The sequence below is a fragment of the Fervidobacterium changbaicum genome (assembly GCF_004117075.1).
Classification (GTDB): domain Bacteria; phylum Thermotogota; class Thermotogae; order Thermotogales; family Fervidobacteriaceae; genus Fervidobacterium; species Fervidobacterium islandicum.
The window spans coordinates 563,728-585,288 of sequence record NZ_CP026721.1 but is presented as its reverse complement, the minus strand read 5'-3'; the positions used below and the strand labels follow the sequence as shown (position 1 = coordinate 585,288).

The 21,561-nt window shown below is 40.6% G+C and carries 18 protein-coding genes; 6 read left to right on the top strand and 12 right to left on the bottom strand.

The window, feature by feature from the left end:
* Nucleotides 1–14: 14 nt before the first annotated feature.
* Nucleotides 15–2,606, bottom strand: coding sequence for a WD40 repeat domain-containing protein (locus CBS1_RS02655; protein ID WP_090221839.1), 2,592 nt, complete (start codon nt 2,604–2,606; stop codon nt 15–17).
* 199 nt (nt 2,607–2,805) lie between these two features.
* On the opposite strand from CBS1_RS02655, the gene CBS1_RS02650 reads away from it, so the two are divergent.
* Together CBS1_RS02650 and CBS1_RS02645 are read left to right on the top strand one after the other, a co-directional pair.
* On the top strand, nt 2,806–4,089 hold the full coding sequence (locus CBS1_RS02650) for a DUF58 domain-containing protein (protein WP_090221840.1): 1,284 nt from the start codon (nt 2,806–2,808) through the stop codon (nt 4,087–4,089).
* 25 nt (nt 4,090–4,114) lie between these two features.
* Nucleotides 4,115–5,572 (top strand): hypothetical protein, encoded by a 1,458-nt coding sequence (locus CBS1_RS02645; protein WP_090221842.1) that lies wholly within the window; start codon nt 4,115–4,117, stop codon nt 5,570–5,572.
* 1 nt (nt 5,573) lies between these two features.
* Here the strand turns inward: CBS1_RS02645 and CBS1_RS02640 are convergent, their stop codons facing one another.
* From CBS1_RS02640 to CBS1_RS02590, 11 genes are all read right to left on the bottom strand, one after another.
* Nucleotides 5,574–6,518, bottom strand: a complete 945-nt coding sequence (locus CBS1_RS02640; protein WP_090221844.1) for an AAA family ATPase — start codon at nt 6,516–6,518, stop codon at nt 5,574–5,576.
* A complete protein-coding gene (locus CBS1_RS10610; protein ID WP_090221846.1) occupies nt 6,518–6,724 on the bottom strand; it encodes a DUF6485 family protein in 207 nt (68 codons plus the stop codon). The genes CBS1_RS02640 and CBS1_RS10610 overlap by 1 nt, the downstream gene beginning before the upstream one ends.
* Before the next feature lie 70 nt (nt 6,725–6,794).
* A complete protein-coding gene (nagA, locus tag CBS1_RS02630; protein WP_090221847.1) occupies nt 6,795–7,850 on the bottom strand; it encodes an N-acetylglucosamine-6-phosphate deacetylase in 1,056 nt (351 codons plus the stop codon).
* A gap of 34 nt (nt 7,851–7,884) precedes the next feature.
* On the bottom strand, nt 7,885–8,820 hold the full coding sequence (locus CBS1_RS02625) for an SIS domain-containing protein (protein WP_090221849.1): 936 nt from the start codon (nt 8,818–8,820) through the stop codon (nt 7,885–7,887).
* A gap of 26 nt (nt 8,821–8,846) precedes the next feature.
* On the bottom strand, nt 8,847–9,983 hold the full coding sequence (locus CBS1_RS02620; protein WP_231882349.1) for an anhydro-N-acetylmuramic acid kinase: 1,137 nt from the start codon (nt 9,981–9,983) through the stop codon (nt 8,847–8,849).
* 19 nt (nt 9,984–10,002) lie between these two features.
* On the bottom strand, nt 10,003–11,010 hold the full coding sequence (locus tag CBS1_RS02615) for a serine hydrolase domain-containing protein (protein WP_064012192.1): 1,008 nt from the start codon (nt 11,008–11,010) through the stop codon (nt 10,003–10,005).
* Nucleotides 11,011–11,047: 37 nt separating this feature from the next.
* On the bottom strand, nt 11,048–12,046 hold the full coding sequence (locus CBS1_RS02610) for an ABC transporter ATP-binding protein (RefSeq protein WP_090221850.1): 999 nt from the start codon (nt 12,044–12,046) through the stop codon (nt 11,048–11,050).
* Between the two features lie 30 nt (nt 12,047–12,076).
* Nucleotides 12,077–13,075 (bottom strand): ABC transporter ATP-binding protein, encoded by a 999-nt coding sequence (locus CBS1_RS02605; RefSeq protein ID WP_241685552.1) that lies wholly within the window; start codon nt 13,073–13,075, stop codon nt 12,077–12,079.
* Nucleotides 13,076–13,087: 12 nt separating this feature from the next.
* The gene (locus tag CBS1_RS02600; protein ID WP_033191758.1) at nt 13,088–14,167 is read right to left on the bottom strand and encodes an ABC transporter permease; all 1,080 of its coding nucleotides are present in this window, start codon (nt 14,165–14,167) and stop codon (nt 13,088–13,090) included.
* A gap of 12 nt (nt 14,168–14,179) precedes the next feature.
* The gene (locus CBS1_RS02595) at nt 14,180–15,157 is read right to left on the bottom strand and encodes an ABC transporter permease (RefSeq protein WP_231882343.1); all 978 of its coding nucleotides are present in this window, start codon (nt 15,155–15,157) and stop codon (nt 14,180–14,182) included.
* 81 nt (nt 15,158–15,238) lie between these two features.
* The gene (locus CBS1_RS02590; protein WP_033191757.1) at nt 15,239–17,011 is read right to left on the bottom strand and encodes an ABC transporter substrate-binding protein; all 1,773 of its coding nucleotides are present in this window, start codon (nt 17,009–17,011) and stop codon (nt 15,239–15,241) included.
* 218 nt (nt 17,012–17,229) lie between these two features.
* On the opposite strand from CBS1_RS02590, the gene CBS1_RS02585 reads away from it, so the two are divergent.
* From CBS1_RS02585 to CBS1_RS02570, 4 genes are read left to right on the top strand one after another with little or no spacing between them, the layout of a single operon-like run.
* Nucleotides 17,230–18,324, top strand: coding sequence for an exo-beta-N-acetylmuramidase NamZ family protein (locus CBS1_RS02585; protein ID WP_164969237.1), 1,095 nt, complete (start codon nt 17,230–17,232; stop codon nt 18,322–18,324).
* 47 nt (nt 18,325–18,371) lie between these two features.
* Entirely contained in the window at nt 18,372–19,874 is a 1,503-nt protein-coding gene (nagZ, locus tag CBS1_RS02580; protein WP_090221854.1) for a beta-N-acetylhexosaminidase, read from the top strand.
* Nucleotides 19,871–20,836: an N-acetylmuramic acid 6-phosphate etherase gene (murQ, locus tag CBS1_RS02575; RefSeq protein ID WP_090221856.1), complete on the top strand. Its 966-nt coding sequence runs from the start codon at nt 19,871–19,873 to the stop codon at nt 20,834–20,836. The genes nagZ and murQ overlap by 4 nt, the downstream gene beginning before the upstream one ends.
* A complete protein-coding gene (locus CBS1_RS02570; RefSeq protein WP_231882341.1) occupies nt 20,833–21,552 on the top strand; it encodes a GntR family transcriptional regulator in 720 nt (239 codons plus the stop codon). The genes murQ and CBS1_RS02570 overlap by 4 nt, the downstream gene beginning before the upstream one ends.
* The last annotated feature ends 9 nt before the right edge of the window (nt 21,553–21,561 follow it).

The following is a 21,561-nucleotide window of genomic DNA, read 5'->3' as shown; positions in this document are numbered from 1 at the left end:
TACTTTATTTGTTTTTATTTAGGAATGTCTCCCAAATCCACAGAAACTAGATTCTTACCATCGGTTGTTATCAATTTTCCAAGCGTTTTCGAAAGTGCAACGGAGAGTATCGACTGCCGGAATTTCGAATGAACACCAATATTTTTTGGTTCATCTCCAGTCAAGTCCCATACTTTAATCAGATTGTCAGTCCCAGCTGTGAAAAGTTTTTGGTCAAAATGTATGACTTTAAATATAGTCGAGTTATGACATCTGAATTCACCAATTTTCTTTAGTTCCTTATCGAGAATATACACCCTGCCATCCCAACCAGCAGTGTATATCCTGACTTTAGATGATGCCAAATTGCCCACGTAGTTACTGTCAATAGACCATAAGGTTTGTTCGGAGATTTTAACCTTCTTCGTTTGACCTTTGTAAATCCTAACAACGAAACCTTCCAGTGTTGTTAAATATATCTCCTCTTCCGACAGAGCAAAAATATCGGTGAAAGAAAGTTTTGGGAATTCGTAAGTTTTCAGCTTTTGAAAGGTCTTCAAATCCCACAAGATGACTTTTCCATCCCACCCACCACTTACAAGTATATCACCAACTACTAATATACTCCACACATAACCACTATGACCTATAAGCATATTGACCAGCTTTCCGGTTTTGAAATCCCATATCTTAATAGTTCTATCGTTCGAAGCAGATATTACATAGTTTTTGTAGCTTGCAACACTCTTCACTGAATCAATGTGGTCATCAAGGACCATCGTTAACTGAAATGTGTTTTGCTTAACATTGTAAGTCCACAATGTCACCTTTCCGTCTTCATGACCGCAAGCAACCACACCATTTGCGTAAATTGTTGAAATTGCACCTAATTGACCTGAAAATCTTCGAACTACATTCCCATTTTCAATTTGAAGAACAACACCGTTTGATAAGCTTGCAAAGAAACTGTGACGAGTTCCCGGTAAATTTGCAAGGTCAACTACAAAGGCTTCGAATTCCAAAGTGTCGTTGCCAATTCTCAATTTCGAACCACCTAAGTACATCTGTGAATCTGCAACCAACCCGCTGTACAGAGGAAATACGTCACTTCTTTGAACGTTCCAAGACTTACCATCAAACAAAGCATATGTCCCATCAAAATAGAAGACAAAAATATGATTGCCAGTTTTGGCGATCTTTACAACAGCGCTGGGATAAAACTTTATCAATTTCGCTTGGTAATTCTTTTTGTCAAGCACGTAAACATTACCGATATTGGTGCCAAAGTAAAGGATTTCTCCATCAACGTATATTGACGTGGCCCATTCTTCTGGAATTTTCGAAATCGTCTTCAGTGTCCATTTGTCATTGATGTTTTCCAAAGTTAAGATCTTTCCACGGCTGCCAAGGTAGATTACGTTCTTTCCTGAAAGGTCAGGGACACAACTTATAATCGCATCTTCGTTGCTAAAGGAGCCTTCGACTTTGCCATTTCTTAATACAAGCAATTTCCCAAGCGCATCTCCAACGATAACTGATTCATTCAGTGCGAGGATACATCTCAAACTACCGTCATTCTTGTAGTTCCACCTCATCAAACCGCTGAATACGTTGTAGCTTTCAATAGTTCCATCTTCTCTACCAGCAACAAGTGTATCTTTGTTTGCGTGAATTTTCGCAGATGACAAAAAATGCTTGGGAGCTTTTTTTATATATTTTCCGTCAGTTGAGTACTTGAGTATTTCTCCTTCCCTGTTCGAAGCAAATATCATGTTGTCAGTTATCTGCAATGCTGTGATCTCCGAAACAGAAACGTCCAAATCTTTCACTACTTTTAGAATGTTTTTCTCGCCGCTGAGAACTATAACTTTACCTCCAACTGATACGTACAAAAATTTCCCATCATCAACTATCGATTGAACAGCGGATTGAAAAGATAAAACCTTCTCAGCTCTTATTGTGTTCTTTTCTATACGAAATCTGTACATTGAACCATCAGAAAACCCAGAATACAAAACATTTTTAAACGCGTGAAGTGATAGCACCTGTGAACCAAATTCGAAGGACTGCTTGAGATTGAAGTCTTCGAGTGAAGAAAAAGCGATTCTTCCGTTCTCATCACCTGAGATGAGGTAGTTACCGAAGACGACAATTTTTCTAATCCATCCGTCGTGGATTTTAAGAGATTTGAACAATTTGAAATCCTTCCAGATGATTATTGTATTGTCAGAACCAGCCGAGATAAGCATGGTGTTATGAAAATTGAGAGAAAAGACCGAGCCAGCGTGCCCTTTCAGAGTGTGGAGTAGCTTCATCGTATGTTTATCGTAAATCTTGATCGTGTTATCAGGCTTATAGCCTCCTACAGCAACGTATTTGTCGTTAACGGTAACGCACCTTGCCCAACTACCGTGAGTTGTGATACTCTGTAGTGGCAGGAGCTCTTTGTTCCACACTTTTAGTGTTCCATCTGCACCAACTGAATAAAGCTTGTCGTTATCGATTTTCAAATCCCAAACCGCAGAGTTGTGACCGTAAAGAGTAAAGTCTAATGTAAAAACTACATTCTGGAACATTTCAAAGAATAAGACACTGAATAATCCGATATAGAAGAGAATAGCTTTCAAACTTTCACTTCCTTTGTGACTAATATATGAGTCGCCACGCAACGTTGAAATGTGATTTGCGCAAACTATTCTTTATCACTATTATACTCCCATCTATGGCGAAAACTTATCTATTTTGTATGTTTGAACTTTGGAAAAACCGTGGTTTAATATTATTAAAAGTGCGCAAACAATAACTTGATGCGAGGTTGCGGAGAATATGAAAAGCACGGAAAAGAAGGAAAATCGAAGAACATGGTCAAAGGTGAGTCCGGCGTTTTATGTTATAATCATTCTTTCAGTTATTCTGAGTGCTTTTGTTTACAACAAGTACGTGTGGCTACTCGATATCTTATCAGGTTGGGTGATTTTCGACTACTTGGCCCTGAAATTCCATTCCAAAGCGCTGAAGACCGACGTTGCTGGGAGAACGCGTGTGTTTATCAATGAACGATTTGACATAGTGATAACAATCTCTTCTGAAAGTAAAAAGGCACTGACCATAGAGGTTGTTCCACCGGCGGTTGTTAAGAAAGCTCCGACACGTTTAGTTATCAATCCCGGAGAGTCTGTTTCTCTCCCATTCGATACGTTTTTTGGAACACGTGGAACGAAAGACTTAGGGTATTACACGATAAAAATTGAAAGTTTCACAGGTTTGTTCCAAATTCTAATCACAGAACCGACACCTTTCAAAGTTAAGGTCTTTCCAAGACTTGAACACGCTGAAGCTGAGGTGGAAAGGATTTTGGAAATGCTCCCTGTTGTGAAGAGCAAACACAAGCTTGTTGAGGATATATCATATATCAGAAATGTGCGAGAGTACGAACGTGAGCCACTAAATAGGATCCACTGGAAGCAAAGTGCTAAGATGGGAGAATTGATGGTTAAAGAGTACGAATACGTAGGAACAACAAGGAATTACATTCTTCTTGATTTAAACCTCCCTGCTGGCATATATTCAAAAGCGGCTTGGGAGTTCATACACAAAAAGTACCAAGAAGAAGCAATAAAAGCGACTGCAGGACTACTTAAGTACTTCTCTGACAGGCACGAAAAAACAAATTTGCTGATATCTCATGCAAAGGGGACGTACGACCTTTCATTTGCAGATTACGTACTTTACTTCGATTACTTGGCGGAAGTCGAAGGAACACTCGAAAATGAACAGTACACTTCTGAACTCTTAGAGCACATCATAGATGTTGTTCAACCAACGGATACGGTCTTGTTAATAGGTATGTTCTTAACAAAGTCTGAGGTTGACCGCCTGCTGAGATTAAGGACAAGGTGCGGAAGAGTTATCGTTTTGATTATGCCATATGGATACAGAGAGGCAACGAGTAAGAAGTTCAAGTCGTATTTTGACGTTCCGATTGAAATAAGGGAATTGTACCAGTACGCGAAGGTCTTGCGGGAAGAAAATGTTATCGTTCAAGTGTGGCATGAAAATACGAGCTTTATGGAAGGCTTGTTGAAACTCACGGACAGTGCACAGATTTAGTTCAGAACTTAACTGAGGTGAAATGATGGGAAAGTACAAGAAGATGAATGAAACACTAAGAAATATATTAATTTTGGCCTCGATAGTCTTTTCGTTAACTATGCCAAGTGCTGAACTGTTTAGGGACTTGCATTTTTGGGTCCTCACCATGTTGCTTGCTATTTACGCTCTATTGAAATCTAAAATAATCTCTCGAATTTTTCTTGCTCTTTCAGCACTGTACGCACTTTCTTTTTTTAAAACAGATTCCATAAAATATCTATTCGTGATAGTTCTTTTGGCTTTAAGCATTAAAGAGCGGATTCAAAACAGATGGTTAACAACAGCACTTTATTTTTCAGCGCTGGCATTTTTTAACCATTATCTGTCTTTCATCTTCGTCATTTCCTTCGTGCTACTTAATTTTGCAGACCTTCCGCAATTCAAGAACATTTTCGAGGACAAATTGCGTGCGAAAAAGGTGAGTCTCATTATAGTTATATTCGCTGTATTCCTTTTACTACCACTCCCTGATGTGAGATTTGACATAGTCAAGGTAGTGCAATCAAGAGAAAGTGCTGTATCTGAGAATTCTGTCCAGCAAAAAGAAGAGTACACCATAAGAGTTCCAGTTAACGGTAGTAAGAATCTTTCCAATCAAGCATCTGAAACTGTTGAGAGCAACAACTCCAGTTTCGTTGAGAAAATAGAAAATTTAACAAGAGAGAGATTATTCAAGTTGTTAGAAACTTTGTCGATGGTAGCTATAACGATAGGTTTGCTCTATGTTTTAACTATCACAATGAAGGCTCCGAAAGACCAAAGAGGGTCGATAATTTCCAGTTTTTGGGTTACTGTGGTTGTTTTGCTCTTTTTCATGTTTGTGCTTGCCCCCACGATTTTTGATATCATCGGCAATCTAAAGTCACAAGGCACATTGAAATCTGAATCTATGGCTGGTAATTCGTCTTACCAGCAAGGGTATGCAACGAGTGTAGTTATTCCAGAAGAGGCAAGAACATCAGCAACCGCACCTAAAACCAATTTTGATGACGCTCTTTTCATTTTCCAGATTTTGGCAACTGTTTCAGGTCTTTTTGCCGTATTACTTCTTGGAAAGCTGTACTACGATTTCCTAATTCAAAAAACTACCGAGGAAGAGCAAACCGAGAACACGCTTGTAAATCAACCAATAGTCTATCAAACCCATCTTTCGTACGACGAAATTCTCACTCTTTCTGGGGCCGAGTTTGTGCACCATGCGTACCATTTTGTTAGGCAAAATCTCTTCAAAGGTCTCGACCATTTAACGCCTTATGAACTTTTGGATAAGTTTGATATTCCAGAACTCAGGGATTTAACTGTCAAGTACGTCGATGTGGAGTATGCGTTTAAGATAGAAGTAACGCAAAAAGATATAGAGAACATAAAGTCGGACTTCATCAAGCTTGTTGAACACGCAGATAAGTTGTTTCAACGAATACTTTCAAAGCAAGACAAATGATTTATTTTTCCACAACAACCGGTACTTTTTCAAGAATGTCGTTTAGAATGTCTTCTTTTGACTCTCTTAGAATCTTCGATTCCGTGTTTTGAATAATTCTATGAATCAAAACATATGGGGCTACTTTCTTCACATCATCTGGAAGCACGAAGTCCCTTCCGTTGATATACGCCCACGCCATGCTGACATGCATTAATGCAAGGCTTCCTCTCGGACTCGAACCATACTTAAGCGATTCATGACGCCTTGTTGCATCGACGATATTTACGATGTATTCCTTGACTTCTTGACTTATCTTGACTTCTCTAACTCTAAGTTTCTCGTTCGAAAATTCTTCTGATGTTCCAACCGCTTTCAATTCATCAATGGGATGCCTCACTTTTTGAGATTCAAGGATTTCCATCTCGCTTTCTTTGTCAGGATACCCAAGACTTATTCTTATTGTAAATCTATCTAGCTGGGCTTCCGGAAGCGGAAAAGTTCCTTCGTATTCTATTGGATTTTGTGTCGCTATTACGAAGAAGTTGTTTGACAATTTATGTGTTACACCATCCACCGTGACCTGCCTTTCCGCCATAGCCTCTAATAGTGCCGATTGCGTTCTTGGTGTAGCACGGTTGATTTCATCAGCTAAAAGAATATCGGTAAATACAGGGCCTTCTCTAAAAACAAACGTTTCCGTCTTCCTGTCGTAAATTGACAAACCTGTCAAATCTGTGGGAAGTAAATCTGGTGTGAATTGTACGCGCTTAAAGTTAAGGCCAAGAGATATTGCAAGTGACCGGGCAAGTATGGTTTTACCAACACCGGGAACGTCTTCCAACAGAACGTGACCGCCCGCATACATGGCAGCGAGCACGATTTTTATCTGCTCACTTTTGCCCTTGATAACTTTCTCAACGTTTTCGATAACTCTTTCGTGCAACTTCTTTTGAGTTTTCTCCATTATTTTCTTCCCCTATCCCTGATGAAGTTTTCTATAGACCTATCCCAAGTGCGCTCTCCTTCTTTGGTGAAAAAGCAACCCGGGATTTCTCCGAGGCTTCTGTGGTATGCTACACATTCGCAGCACTTTCCTCGTTTATTACACGAAAGGTACGTGCAGGTACAATTTTTGAGGTTCTTTTCCAAAGATGGACATCCTGCTGGCATCGAAATTCCCCCCGTTTGCTGTTTTTCCAATTTATTTACCAAGTCTACAATAAATTATAACTCACACCACTCAGAAATTCCAGACCTTCTTGATGTTCAAATCTTTATCAAGTAGGATTAGCTTTGCGGGGTGTCCTTTTTTTATCCTGCCACCGTTCAAATTCAGGTCTTTGCAGGCGTTGTATGAACTGACCATGGCTAATTCTTTTAGCGAACAATCCGTGAACTTCACAAAGTTCTTTATAGCCTGAGAAAATCTCAAAGTGCTTCCAGCCAACGTTCCGTCGTGGAGTTTAGCTATACCGTTCTCAACTCTTACATGCAGGTCTCCAAGCATGTAACTGCCATCTTTTAGTCCGGCTGCACTTATGCTATCTGTTACAAGTATTATTCGCTGTGCACCTTTGATTTTGTAAACCAATCTCACAAAATCTGGTGAACAATGAATGCCGTCTGCTATAATCTCTAGTGTGAAATCCAACAACAATCCTGCACCTGTCACACCGAGTTCTCTGTGATGTAGCGGGCTGAGTGCATTTGGAAAGTGTGTGATCCTTTTGAAACCATTCTCAAACGCCGATTTGACCTGCTCAAAAGTCGCATCGGAATGCCCCAACGATATTCTGATGCCTTTCACTTCACAGCTTCTGGCAAATTCCATAAAGGTGTCGTATTCCGGAGCAACGGTTATCATTCCAATGTAGGATAAAGGAAGATATCTTTCAAGTTCATGAACATCCCTTGGTGGCGGTTGAATATACGCTTCGTTGTGTGCGCCTTTTCTTTTACTGGCTATGAACGGGCCTTCTATGTGCAGTTTCAAGTCCGAAGGAAGGTTAATTTCACTCAATTTGGTTAAAGGGCATGTAACTGTTGTTGGTTGAAAATACCAAACTCCTTCCAGAGCTTCGAATTCTTTGAACTTTTTGAAATCTTCTTGTGAAGCCGTCATCGTGTCGATACCTTTTATCCCATGTATATGTGGATCAACAAACGCTGGCATGAGGATATTATCATAAGTTGATTTATTTGATTTCTTAACGTCTAAAATTACGTCTTCAAACTCCACACTGCCTACGTATTCACCGTCCAACGGATCTACTATCAGCACGTTTTCAATTATCATATGTTCACTCCTTTTCATCGAATTTTTGATTTATTCATAAGTCTTCAAGTGAGACAAACTTTGTGAGTCCGTGAGGTTTGTCAGGGTTCAGACCTTTGTGTATGGCCCGTTTGTATCCTAGAATTTGGCTGTATAAATTTAGAACCTGTACTTCAAAAAGCGATTCGTCCGTGCATGAGGTTATAATTTCAGCACTCGCCCCACGGTTGATGATGTCATTAGCTAAATCTTCTTCAAGTGGACTTGGATTTCGGAATTCGGAGAAAATCACAACGTGGGATTTTTCGGAAAGTAGTGCGATCGGACCGTGACGATACTCGAGTGTTTCGTGAAATTCGGTGTGATCAAGCGATAGCTCTTGGACCTTCAAAGCACTCTCTCTGGCCATATAGTAACGTTCTCGATAACCCAAGAACACAAAATGGCTCTTGTTAGAAACTATCTGCTCGGAGGTCTTTTCATCGAATTTCTTAAGATATTCTTCAGGGTTGACGTCAATTTGCTTAATAGCGTTCAAAAAGAGCCTAAGTATTGCCGAAAAACTTGCGGTCATGATTACGGATTCTTCATGAGCGAAATCCAGTTCGTACGTTGAGTCACAAGCAGCAGCTAACGGCGTGTTCTTATCGCATGTGACTCCAAGCGTTCGAATCCTTCCCTTCAGCATTTTAGCAACCTTTACTGTCTCGGTTGTAAAACCTGTTCGGGAAATCAAAATGGCATGGTCAAAATTACTAACTAACTCTTCGACCATTTCTTTGATCAATACCTCACCGGCTGTTATGGCTTTTGCAGTGAAACCGTACCTGGTCATAACTTCCGATACTATTAGTCCGGCGTTATACGAACTACCACAGCCTATGAATATGTATCTTTTTCCACTTTCAAACTGTGGGGGTGTTAACTCATCGACGATTTCAAAGAGCTTGCCTACTTTCGTTATTTCATCGTAAGTCTTGAAACTCGACATGCTTAAATCCCTCCGAAGTTTCAAATTTAAACTGGAAGTGCTAACTTACCAAGAACCGAAGGTTTGATAGCTCCGGTGACCGTACTATAGTGTGCAAGTCCCCTCAAGAAGAGTTCGCCAAGTAGTGCAATAGCGATTGCTTCTCTAAAGTTGATCAGCGTTTCATCTGGAACGATGATTTCGAAACCTAAGTCTCTTAAATCATTTGTTAGCGTCCTATTGTAAGCACCTCCTCCAACAACAACCAATCTTTTTACTTGAAGTGCATGTAATCTAATGTTTTTTTCGATGCTTTGTGCGGTAAACCTTACAAGTGTTCTTAGTAAGTCCAAGTAATCAATTTTCCCTGCTTTGGCAAGTGCGTTATTTAAGAATTCGTCGTTGTAAACTTCACGACCCGTTGTTTTCGGGGGCTTCTTTTCCGCGTAAACTCTGTCTTGTTCCATAAAGATTTTGAGTAAATTCTCGTCAAGGTTACCTTGACCTGATATTTCACCGTTCACATCGTACTTCACATTAAAATATTTTTGACAGACCAAGTCCACCAGACAATTCCCCGGTCCGGTATCGAAAGCTATTAGGTTTCCATCACTGTTAAGCGTTGTTATGTTAGAAATCCCACCAACGTTGAGGACCGCAGTCTGTTCGTCTCTTATTAAAAACAAAGAATCGAAATAAGCGCTTATGGGCGCACCTTGGCCACCAAGTGCCACGTCTTTCTTTCTAAAATCAAATACCACAGGTTTACCCAGCTCTACGGCAAGCACGTCGGCTTCGCCTAACTGAAGAGTCGCACCTTCCGAAGGTAAGTGGTACACAGTCTGACCGTGGTATGCGATAAAATCAAAGTTCAAATTTAAGTCTTTCACCATACGTGCATGAAGTCTAGCCAACTCAAAATTGATGCGGGTAACGTACTCAACATCCGCCAATCTTTTGTCGTATGATTCCAAAATTCTCTTTTGAAATTCTTTTTCGTACGAAACGGTGACCGCCTTCTTGATTTGAAACGTTAAGTTATTATCCTCGTACTTAAAAGTAACGTTGGCGATATCCAGTCCATCAGCAGATGTTCCGGACATCAGACCCAAAATTGTGTGTTCTGGTTTTTCTAAATCTTGCAAGAATTTACTCCAATCCCACAATTTGACCAATTTTTCCAACCATTCACCCCCAGCAATCTCACAACAAATTTGCAAAGATAACGTTATGTACAAGCATCCTTATTCTTTGTATACGCTGGTCCCAGCGATCGTAAAAACATTTGTTTGTTAACAAGATTACATGAAGACCTTCTGGAGTTATCCAGAGGCTGGTACCTGTGAAGCCAGTATGCCCAAACATTCGCTCGTTGCCAAAATCCCCTGAGCTTCCTCCTTTAACTGGGGCCATCCATCCCAAGTGTCTTTTGGTATTCGGATCGGATGGATCTTGGACAAGTGTTTCAGTGAAAAGTTTTAAAACGTTTTTTGTAACATACTCACCTTTGAGGAGTCGAAGAACGTATGTGTGTATGTCCCTTGCGGTTGAAAATAAACCAGCATTTCCACTAACACCGCCTATGTAATAAGCCAACTCATCGTCGGGTTCGCCCCTTAACCTTTTTCCGTCTCTCACACTTGTGGGGGCACATCTCTCTACTTCCCGAGGTCTGAACAAAGTATTCGGTAGGTTGAGCAAACTTAGTACATAGGTATCAAAACTTTGACTGGTTATCTGTTCAACGATGGCCATCAATGTAATAAAGTTCAAGCATGAGTACTGCATCTTACCGCGACAAGTTGGCTGTATGCGTATCACTTCATTCTTTAATTGCTCTCCTCTTAATATTCTCCACAGGTCACTGTAAGGCTGAATACCTGAAGTGTGCGTTAGTAATTCAAATATCGTGACCTTTTCCTTTTCCTCAGGCACATCGAGAAAAAGTCCCACACTATCGCTTAATGTAAGGCGACCTTCTTCGAGAAGTTTCATGACAGCGGTCGTCGTTGCTATGACTTTTGTAATGCTTGCCAAATCGTACAAGGTTGAAAGTTCCACTGGAGTTTCTTCATCTAACGTGCCGTAAGCCTTTTCGTAAATGACACCGTTAAGATCTCCTACTAACAGAACTGCACCTGGAAACACTTTCTCGTCAATACCTGAGTATATAATCTCGTCAACCCTCTTCCAAAAATTCGTTTTACTCATTTCTAACACTCCTTCTGACTATAACTGTTTTCAAGTTCTATCCTTGTGGAAAATGACAAGCCACTTTGTGTTCGACTCCTGTTAGTTGAGGTTTTTCTTTTTTGCATACGTCTTGAGCGTATGGACAACGTGGATGGAACGGACAACCGGAAGGTGGATTTATTGGACTTGGTGGCTCTCCCTCGAGTGTCAATTTATGAAATTTCCGAGCTTTTGGATTCCAGTCTGGAATAGCTTGCATCAAAGAGATGGTGTAGGGATGAAGAGGTCTTGAAAATACTTCGTCTGAGTTTCCCTCTTCAACCACATTCCCAAGGTACATAATGTAAATCCGATCACTCAAATATCTTACAACGTCTAAGTTATGTGAGATGAACAGGTAGCTCATATGATACTCGGACCTCAGGCTGGCAAGTAAATTGATTATCTGGTTTTGAACCGATACATCCAGCGCGGAGGTCGGTTCATCGCAAACTATAAGTCTTGGTTTTAAAGCAATAGCACGTGCGATGGCTATTCTCTGTCTTTGACCGCCTGAGAATTCGTGAGGATATCGACTCAACATATCCGGGTTTAAACCTACTTTTTGCATAAGTTCTTTTACGTACTCTTGCTCTTCTTTCCTGTTTTCAAAAATGCGATGTGCTCGCAGTGGTTCTGCGATGACTTCATATATGCTCATTCTCGGATCAAGTGAATCAAACGGATTTTGGTATATCATCTGAATGTCTCTTCTGAAAGCGGAACTCACATCTCCAAGTTTGCGTGTAACATCATATTCTTTTTCGTCTTTGAAGAACAGAATCTTCCCCTCAGTAGGTTCATGGATTTTAACGATCAGCTTTGCTAAAGTTGTCTTACCACACCCTGATTCACCCACAACTCCAATCACTTTATCTTTTTGAATTGACAGAGAAACATTTTCAAGAGCTTTTACCCAACCCTTTATTTGTAAAAAAACGCCCGCTCTTATTGGGAAATACTTCTTGAGATTCACCAAATCAATTATTTTGTTTTGAGGACTATCAAAATTCATTTGTTTTCACCTCGCGAAGCTCTGCAAGCTTTAAGCTCTGTTTTCTTCAGCATAAAGATGACAATTAACAACATGAGAACCCAGCTCGAAAGTACCAGGTTCTTGTTTTCTGCAAATATCCATTGCATATTTGCATCTTGGGTGGAATGGACAACCTTCGGGTATCTGCGTTGAAGACGGAACAAATCCGGGGATGTAAGGTAATTCCCTACCTCTTATGGCAGATTTGATTTTTGACTCAAGCAACCCTTTTGTGTAAGGATGTAACGGAGATTCAAATATGTCGTAGACGCTTCCTCGCTCCACAACCCTACCAGCATACATGACAATCACTCGGTCTGCGATCTCCGCAACAATTCCAAGGTCGTGCGTAATAAATATCGTGGACATTTTCATCTCTTGTTTCAATTCGTTCATCAGTTTTAGTACCTGCGCCTGTATGGTTACATCTAAAGCTGTGGTTGGCTCGTCTGCAATTAGGATCTCCGGGTTTGTTATAAGCGCCAAGGCTATCATTATTCTTTGAAGCATTCCTCCGCTCATTTGATGAGGATATTCATTGTAACGACGTTCTGCATCAGGGATATGTACCCTCCTCAGCATTGAAATAATAAGCTCTTTTGAGTCCTTCTTCTTTATACCAAGATGTTTTTCGACTACTTCAGCGATTTGATATCCAATCGTGTAAAGAGGATCGAAAGACGACATAGGTTCTTGGAAAACCATTGTTATATTTTTACCCCGTATACTGCTGATTAACATCGTCTCGGTGATTGGTTTAGATCTAAATTTGATTTCTCCGGAAATTATCGCAGGCGGAGATTTTAGTAAACCCATTATCGCCTGAGCGGTAACGCTTTTCCCACAACCAGATTCTCCAACTAGGGCCAGCGTTTCTTGCTTTTTGAGCGTGAAAGATATTCCATTGACCGCTCTCACAATACCCTCAGGGGTTCGAAAATGAACTTTTAAGTTTTCAACTTCAAGCACATTTTCCAGCATTTCCGCTTTTTGGTTGATAGTCTCCATGCTGAACACCTCTTACACCTTTTCGACGGTTCTGTAGGGATCAATAGCATCCCTTAAACCGTCACCCATGAAGTTGAATGCGAGTACGGAAATCATTATGAAAGCTCCTGGAATGATTAACCAGGGGTGAATCGCTATTTCTGACAGTGATTGTGCATCCTTTAAAAGAAGACCCCAGCTCGTCATTGGTTCTTTAATTCCAAGCCCGAGGAAGCTTATGGTACTTTCACCAAGTATCATTCCTGGAATTGACAGGGTTGCGACAACTATCAAATAACTGGATAAGTTAGGTATTATGTGCTTTGTTATAATCTTAAAGTCTTTAACACCGCATACCTTTGCAGCTACTACGAACTCCTTTTCTTTTAAACTAAGTGTCATCCCGCGAACTACTCTCGCGACACCCATCCATCCTATAAACGACAAAACGATTATTATTCCGAAATAAACCCATGTACTAGGCCAATTTGGTGGCAATATAACAGAAAGTGCGAGCCACAGTGGAATTCGTGGGAAGGACCGTAATACCTCAATTATCCTTTGTATGATAATATCGACCCATCCGCCGTAGTACCCAGAAATTGCACCAATTATTGCACCGATAACCAAACTGATAAAAGTTCCAAGTAAACACGCAGTGAGAGAAACCTTCGAACCTATAAGTGTGCGGGAAAAAAGGTCACGTCCGAATCTGTCTGCGCCAAAGAGAAGGAGCATCGCTTCCTGGGGATCTGCTTCCAAACCAAAGAGATGTATGTTGCTTTTTATACCAAAAAAGCTGTATTCTTCCCCTCTTACAAAGAGTTTAATCCTATACATCTGAGTCTTGTCTTCCTCAAATTTCAGGAGGAACGTCACAGGATCGCGTTCTTTTTTTACTCCATAAACGAATGGACCTACAAACTTGCCTTCGTGATAAAAATGTATCTTTGAGGGAGGAGCGTAGGAAAATTTCGAGTGTGTTGTTTGGTAGCTATATGGTGCTATGAAATCGCTGAATATCATTACCACATAAAGTATCACCACCACCCAAAAACCAAAGACGCCAAGTCTATGTTTTTTAAATTGTCTTATGATCCTCTTCGAAATCATTACTTCCACCCCTTACGCTATCCTTATTCTTGGATCCAGGAGCGCCAAAGCTATATCAGCCAACAAATTGCCTATCTGTGTTATGAACGCTATAAACATCAGAAACGACATAACCAAGTATTGGTCGTGATTCAAAAGCGCGTTGTAAAAAAATGGACCTATTGTTGGAAGGTTTAAGACGATTGAGGCTATGATAGTGCCACTAAAAACATTTGGCAGCTCCATACCCGCAATACTTACCAATGGATTAAGTGCGTTCTTAACTGCGTGTCTTTTTATCACAGCTTCGTCCAAACCTCTTGCCCTTAGTGCTGTTATGAAAGGTGAACCGATGGTGTCCAGCAAGTTCGCTCTCATGATGCGGTATAACCCACCTACACCACTCACACCTATCACTATCAGCGGTATCCAAAGATGCTTTAACAAGTCTATAAATTTGGCAAGCGACCAGGGTGCTCCGATAAATTCAGGAGAAAATAGGCCCCCTATGTACGTATATCCTGCATTTAAAGCGAAGTACATCAAAATCAAGGCTAAAAAGAATTCCGGTATTGATATACCTATGAAGGCTATGACAGCGAATGTGTAATCCCAGAAGCTGTAAGGACGAAATGCTGAAAAGATACCAAGGGGTATAGCGATAAGCCATTGAAGAAGAATGGTCATTAGCGATATTCCTACAGTCCAACCCATTCTCTCCCAAATTAACTCAAAGACAGGTCGCTGATAGGAAAAACTATAACCAAAATCGAGCTTTGTAACGATGTTCCTGACCCACAAAAAGTACCTGTAATACGCTGGTTTATCAAGCCCGAGTTCACGCTTTAAAGCTTCGATCTGTTCAGGTGAAATTCTTGGGTTATCGAGATACTGTGAAAGGAAATCTCCAGGTTGGAGCTCGGTGATCGTGAAACATATTATCGACACTATAACCATCATTGGTATCATTATCAATATCCTTCGTACGATAAAGCTAACCAGGTTCTCCATCTTGTTCCCCCCGTGTGGAATTTTAAAAAGCGAGGGGAGCAAAGCTCCCACTCGCTTGTGATGATTTTTGTCAAGGAGTAATCATTTTCTGAAGGTTGTCCAGACAGTGAAAGTAGGTAGTCCTTCGGGTGACTGAACAACGTTTCCAAGAGATTTATGAGCACCAAAGAAGTTCATCTGTCTCGCGACGAATATGACCGGCAAGTATTTGTAGTATAATTCCTGCCATTCATCGTAGAGCGCCTTTCGCTTCTTCGGATTCATTTCTATCTGGGCTTTTTCAAAGATTTCCCAAATCCGCTTCTCCCAATCAAACATCTCCGAGAAAACAGGTGATGGAGGATTTGTGTTTCTGTTCATTGTAGAATAGTGCCAGTAGTACAGTTGCTGGCCAGGTTGCCATATAGCCTTTCTTAACTGCGGATCTGGTTGATTTCCGAAAGCCCTGATACCGCATTCAAAGTTACCAGCTCCAAACATCTGCCCAACGACCGAGGAATCAAGTATCTGGAGATTTGTTTTCACACCTATTTTCTTCAGTTCTTCGCTAAATATGTACGCGATTTGTTGATAATCCTTTGGTTGATTCTGCACCAAAATTGTGAATTCGAAAGTTGTGCCATCTGGAAAGTCTCTAAGGCCATCTTTGTTCTTGTCGACAAGTCCAAGTGAGTCAAGAATGCTGGCTGCTTTTTTCAAATCAAACGGTCTCATGAGCTGTTCCACTTTTGGGTTGTAGAACGCCTTGTTAGTTGGCAGCATGAGACCACCGCCTGGAATAGCAAGCCCGTTGTAAACTTCCTCAATTATTCTGTTCCTGTTCAGAGCATATTCCATAGCCTCTCTGAATTCAAGCTTCCTAAATATCTCTCTCAGTTTGGGGTTTGCTGTGTCAAAATTGAACGAGATATGTACAGGGCTTGGTGTAGAACCGACTGGTTTAGAAGCGAATGTCACATAAGGAGCATTCCCTGCAACCTCAATTTGCTTGAGTCTTGGGTAGTCTGCGGCAGATATGGCCATGTAGTCAATTTCGCCGGCTATAAACTTAGCAAGCCTAATTTCTGGGTCTTTAATGATTAAGTACTCGAGCTTGTCGAAGTACGGTAGCTGGTTACCATATGGATCCTTCTTCCAGAAATACGGATTCCTTTCCAAAACAATTTTTTGGTCCACAATTACCTGCGACAACTTGTAAGGACCGTTTACAACGATTTCAGACGGCGAAACGTTAGTTAGCCAGAGTTTGTTCACAGAAGCTAAATCGTTCTTATCAATCAGAGGTTCGAGTTTATGCTTTGGATAGATGTAAACAGCTGTCAAAACTGTTAAAAACGCACCGTATGGTGATGGGAGTTCAGCTCTGACAACCTTGTTGTTTATCTTTGTCCATGTGATTGGCTTGTTTACACCTTTTTCGTCGGGGATCGTAAATCTGTCAACTGAGTTACCACGCGCATATTTGTTCATCACAAAATACTGCATGGTGAATATGACATCGTCTGCTGTGATTGGTTTTCCGTCAGACCATAACGCATCCCTTAAGTAGAACCAAACCTGCTTACCATCACTGGAGACTGTCCAAGACTTGGCAAGCCCGGGTCTAATCTCGTTTGTTATTGGGTGGTACTCGACAAGTGGCGACATAAGAGGTCCCATTATAACAGTGTACGCTGAGCTATCCAGCGAACCATACAGAAGGAAGGACTCTGGTGTTGAAGCTAAAGCCAATCTAAGTGTTCCTCCGGTCTTTGGTTGTGAGGAACTGCATAGCATCTTGTCTTCGGTGAAGAATTCTGTGGCAAGTAATACAACCGATAGAACTACCAAAAACCATACAAGCAACTTTCTCATACTCTACTCACCCCCTTGGAAGTGTCCACCAAAATTATAGAACTTTGTTTGTTTTTTGCAAAATCAGAAAAAATGAGAAAGCTGTAGAATAGATCACTTAAGGAATATTATTCGCCAATATTTGCTGTAATATCATAAAAACAACATATTGTACATATGCTTCTTTGTTATATCATTTATATAGCTTCTTAAATAAGTCCTTTCGAATGGGTGATGTCATGAAGAAAAGAGTTTTAAACGGTATCGATGTATTAGACATTGAAAAACTCAAAGCATCCAATATAGCGCTCGTAATTAACTACTCATCAGTAAATCAAAAAGGGGAACATTTGCTTGACATACTGATGCGCTCTGCAATAAAAGTTGTTAGAATTTTTACTCCAGAGCACGGATTGTTCTTAAATGCTGATGGGCAAAAGATAGAGGATTTCATACATCCTCGCTACAGGATCCCGGTCACAAGTATTTACGGTTCCAGGTTCACCTTGGACTGTGATTTGTTACACGATGTAGATGTGGTTATTTACGACATTCAAGACGTAGGTTTACGATACTACACTTTCATCTATGCGCTGGCTGAGGTTGTTAAGGAGTGTGCAAAGTGTAGAAAGAAATTAGTAGTGCTCGATAGATTTAATCCGCTTGGCAGGAGGTTTTTCGGTCCAAGGATTCCACAAACACTTAATTCTATTGTAGGCGCTTATGAGCTGCCAGTTAGATATGGTCTTTCAACAGGTGAATTGGCACTGTACTATAAAAAGTTCTTTGGACTTGACGTGGAAATCGATATTATCAAATGTGTCGGCTGGAGCGGAGAAGACTTTTCAAAAATTGATACTTTTTGGAATGTTCCGTCCCCAAACTTACCAACTTTTTCTTCACTTATTTGTTATGCTGGGTTGTGTCTTTTTGAGGCTACCAACCTCAGTGTTGGTAGGGGTACAACTAAACCTTTTGAATTCATCGGTGCTCCTTGGTTGGACGAAGATGAAATGTACACTTATCTTAAGGGTAAGTTTCCGAATATGCTCTTTAGAAAAAGGCAATTCATTCCGCAGTTCCGAGAGTATGCGTATCAAGTTTGTAACGGTTTGGAATTTGTTCCCAGTCCGGAAGATAATTTTTTCGAAGTAGCAGTTGCTATTCTTGAATACTTGCAAGGCTACGAAGAATTTGAGGTGAACAATAAGAGGATAGACATGCTTGCTGGTGTCGAGAATTTTATGGAAAGCAAGGATCAGTTACTGAATTTTAATTTGAATGACTATTTTGAATTCATATCTGATGTGCTCCTCTACAAAAACGAAGATTAGTATGAGGAAAAGAACAAATTAATCTCGCGAGTAGTGGGTGGAAAACTATGTTGGAAGCAGACGCAGGCAAGGTTTTTATGATAGGAATATACGGAAAAGAGCTAACCAAAGAAATAGAAAAGGTCCTGAATGAAATTAGACCTGGATTTGTTATTCTTTTTTCAAGAAATATCTCAACGCCGGAGCAAGTAAAGAAATTAACGGAGGATATTTCAAATTTTCTCGGTTACCGTCCTGTTTTTGCCGTAGACCAGGAAGGTGGTAGTGTTCTCAGACTCAAGGACGGTTTTTCAACGTTGCCAAGTGCTATGGCTTGTGCTGCAACCGGTGATCTTCAATTAGTTGAGCGTGCAGTAAATGCAATGTCCTTAGAATTAAAGGCGGTAGGTATCGATTTCAACTTGGCACCGGTTGTCGATATCAACACCGATCCGTTCAATCCTGTGATAGGTACGAGGTCTTTCGGGGACGATGCCAGTACTGTAATAGCTTTTGCCTCAGCATTCTTAGAAGGTTCAAGAAATGCAGATGTCGTGACCTGCTTAAAACATTTTCCAGGGCTTGGTAGTGTTTCTGTCGACCCTCATTACGATTTACCAGTTCTCGACAAGTCGTACGATGAACTTTTCAGTTTCGACTTATTACCTTTTAAAAAATTAAACGCTGATGCACTAATGCCGTCGCACGTTTACGTACGTTCGATCCAAAGTGACGCACTTCCTGCATCGTTGTCAAAAGAGGTTGTAGAAGGAATTGCCAGAAAGGTGCTAAACTTTCAGGGCCTTATAGTGTCTGACGATTTGTTGATGGGTGGTGTGAGCAAATTCTCTGTTGAAGATAGGGTAAAGTTGGCATTTGATGCTGGAAACGATGTGTTGGCCATCTGCCATGAACCAGAGTTACAGCTGCGTGCGTTTAAAGGTTTCAAAGAAATTGTAAATCGTGACCAGACATTAAGGACAAAGTTATCTAAAACACTTGAAAAGGTTATAAGAGTTATAGAGTCTGTCCAGAATATAAACCGTCCATCAATTGAGATTGTAAATTGCGAGGAACATCAAAGTTTAATGAAAACAGTTGCAGAAAGGTCGGTTACATTCGTTCGACAAGAGAATTTGGAGATTCCTTTGAATGAGGTAGATGCTATACTTACAATGGTCAACCCACCGTTCTCGCCTGTCAGCGATAATCCGGATGACAATGTACCGAAGATTGTTCTGGAACTGGCAAAACACTTCACTGTAAGGTATTCGTGGTTCTCTGAGAAAAATTTGCCAAGTTTAGAGGAGATGAAAGGAAAACATATTTTGTTATTCACTTACGATGCCTATCGAAGCGACGTTCTAAAACACTTTATTATGGAACTGGAGAAATATGCCAACGTTCTTTTGGTTGCTCTGAGAAATCCTTACGATGCACTGCTTGTTAGAAATTCGATAGCTACGTACGGAAACCTTGTGGTACAGCAAGAAGCTCTTCTGAAAGTTTTAACTGGTAAAGTAAAAGCTACAGGAATTCTACCTTTTAAAGAAAGAGAGGTGCTTTTATGATAAATTTTTCAAAAAAGTCATCCTTTGAAGAACTGGAAACAGAGAAACCAAATCCTTTGACAGAAAACATAGACCAACTTGACACACTCAGCATATTGAGGATAATAAACGATGAGGACAGGAAGGTTGCATTGGCTGTTTCGGAGGTTCTTGATAAAATTGCGAAAGTCGTCGACTTTTGCGTTGAAGCGATAAAGGATAAGGGAAGAGTAATATACGCGGGTGCGGGAACAAGCGGTCGGATAGGCTACCTCGACGCAGTTGAAGTGGTTCCCACCTTCGGAATGCCACCTGATGTATTTGTTCCATTAATTGCTGGAGGCGAGGAAGCTTTGAAAAGATCAGTCGAAGCTGTTGAGGACAACTTCGAACTTGGTAGGGAGGATGCTCGAAAAGTTACTATATCGAGTAGAGATGTAGTCATAGGTATTACAGCAAGTGGAAGAACACCTTACGTCGGAGGTGTGCTCGATGTTGCAAGAGAACATGGCGCCAGAACGGTTTTAATTTGCAACGTTTCAAAACCAGCCTTAGCGGAGTATGCGGACATCGTGATTTCAATTAAAACAGGCCCAGAGGTAATAGCCGGCAGTACAAGGATGAAGGCTGGAACATCGCAGAAGATGGTTTTGAATATGATTAGTACGACAACGATGGTTAAGCTTGGGAAAGTTTACAAAAATCAGATGGTTGACGTTCTTGTTCTCAATGAAAAGCTGAAAGAAAGGGCGATCCGAATAATTATGAAAGTAACGGGTGTGGATTACAGAACTGCTTCTGAACATCTGAAAATTGCCGATAATAATACGAAAGTAGCTATCTTAATGATATTAACTGGAAAATCCAAAAAAGAATGTGAAGTTCTTTTGGAAAACTACGGTAGTATTACACATGTGATGAGACACATAAGCACAAGCCAAGTAGAAGAAGCTCAAAATATTAAAAAGGAGGAGAGATCTTGATAAACAATCCTGCGCTTCCTTTGTATTACAAGATTTATTCTGAGTTAAGAACAAGGATTCTTAACGGGTATTATAAAGATGGAAAACTACCTCCTGAAATGGAGTTGTGCAAAGAGTTCAAGGCAAGTAGAATCACGGTAAGGAATGCGTTAGAACAGCTCAGACGCGAAGGTTTGATTGTTCGTTCCAAAGGCAGTGGTACTTTTATCAAGAGAGTAGAGAGTGAAGAAGAATTGACCAGGCTGACGGGTTTCACGGACGAGATGAAAGGAAAGAAAGTAAGCTCGAAAGTTTTGGAAAACAAGCTCGTGAGTGTTCCTCTGGAAGCTCAAGAGCAGTTCGGTTTACCAGCCGGAACCTTGGTAGTTCTGTTAAAACGTGTCAGGTACATCGATGGTAAACCTATAGCGATAGAATCGGCGTATCTAAACCCTTCTGTAGATCTCAGGATACTCAATATTCTCCACAAAGACATGGAAACTTCTTCGCTTTACCACTTTTTGCAAGACGAACTTTCAATCATGCTTTCTTACGCAGAAGAGATCCTTGAAGTTACTAAGGTTTCAAAAGAGGAAGCACAACTTTTGAACATCAAACATGGTGAGTGTGCGATACTGAGAAAAAGATACACGTACACCGAGACAGGCAAATGTGTTGAATATGTTCTGTCAGTATACAGAGGAGACGAATACAAATTCAGAGTTATCCGGAAATGAAGAAAAAGA

What these genes read in the sequence shown, in the direction of transcription:
- CBS1_RS02585 (WP_164969237.1), top strand. Translation starts at nt 17,230, where the DNA reads ATGAAGAAAAGAGTTTTAAACGGTATCGATGTATTAGACATTGAAAAA.
- CBS1_RS10610 (WP_090221846.1), bottom strand. Translation starts at nt 6,724, where the DNA reads ATGCCAGCAGGATGTCCATCTTTGGAAAAGAACCTCAAAAATTGTACC.
- CBS1_RS02600 (WP_033191758.1), bottom strand. Translation starts at nt 14,167, where the DNA reads ATGATTTCGAAGAGGATCATAAGACAATTTAAAAAACATAGACTTGGC.
- nagA (WP_090221847.1), bottom strand. Translation starts at nt 7,850, where the DNA reads ATGATAATTGAAAACGTGCTGATAGTAGATCCGTTGGACGGTGAATAC.
- CBS1_RS02610 (WP_090221850.1), bottom strand. Translation starts at nt 12,046, where the DNA reads ATGAATTTTGATAGTCCTCAAAACAAAATAATTGATTTGGTGAATCTC.
- murQ (WP_090221856.1), top strand. Translation starts at nt 19,871, where the DNA reads ATGATAAATTTTTCAAAAAAGTCATCCTTTGAAGAACTGGAAACAGAG.
- CBS1_RS02625 (WP_090221849.1), bottom strand. Translation starts at nt 8,820, where the DNA reads ATGTCGAGTTTCAAGACTTACGATGAAATAACGAAAGTAGGCAAGCTC.
- CBS1_RS02615 (WP_064012192.1), bottom strand. Translation starts at nt 11,010, where the DNA reads ATGAGTAAAACGAATTTTTGGAAGAGGGTTGACGAGATTATATACTCA.
- nagZ (WP_090221854.1), top strand. Translation starts at nt 18,372, where the DNA reads ATGTTGGAAGCAGACGCAGGCAAGGTTTTTATGATAGGAATATACGGA.
- CBS1_RS02640 (WP_090221844.1), bottom strand. Translation starts at nt 6,518, where the DNA reads ATGGAGAAAACTCAAAAGAAGTTGCACGAAAGAGTTATCGAAAACGTT.
- CBS1_RS02595 (WP_231882343.1), bottom strand. Translation starts at nt 15,157, where the DNA reads ATGGAGAACCTGGTTAGCTTTATCGTACGAAGGATATTGATAATGATA.
- CBS1_RS02645 (WP_090221842.1), top strand. Translation starts at nt 4,115, where the DNA reads ATGGGAAAGTACAAGAAGATGAATGAAACACTAAGAAATATATTAATT.
- CBS1_RS02605 (WP_241685552.1), bottom strand. Translation starts at nt 13,075, where the DNA reads ATGGAGACTATCAACCAAAAAGCGGAAATGCTGGAAAATGTGCTTGAA.
- CBS1_RS02650 (WP_090221840.1), top strand. Translation starts at nt 2,806, where the DNA reads ATGAAAAGCACGGAAAAGAAGGAAAATCGAAGAACATGGTCAAAGGTG.
- CBS1_RS02590 (WP_033191757.1), bottom strand. Translation starts at nt 17,011, where the DNA reads ATGAGAAAGTTGCTTGTATGGTTTTTGGTAGTTCTATCGGTTGTATTA.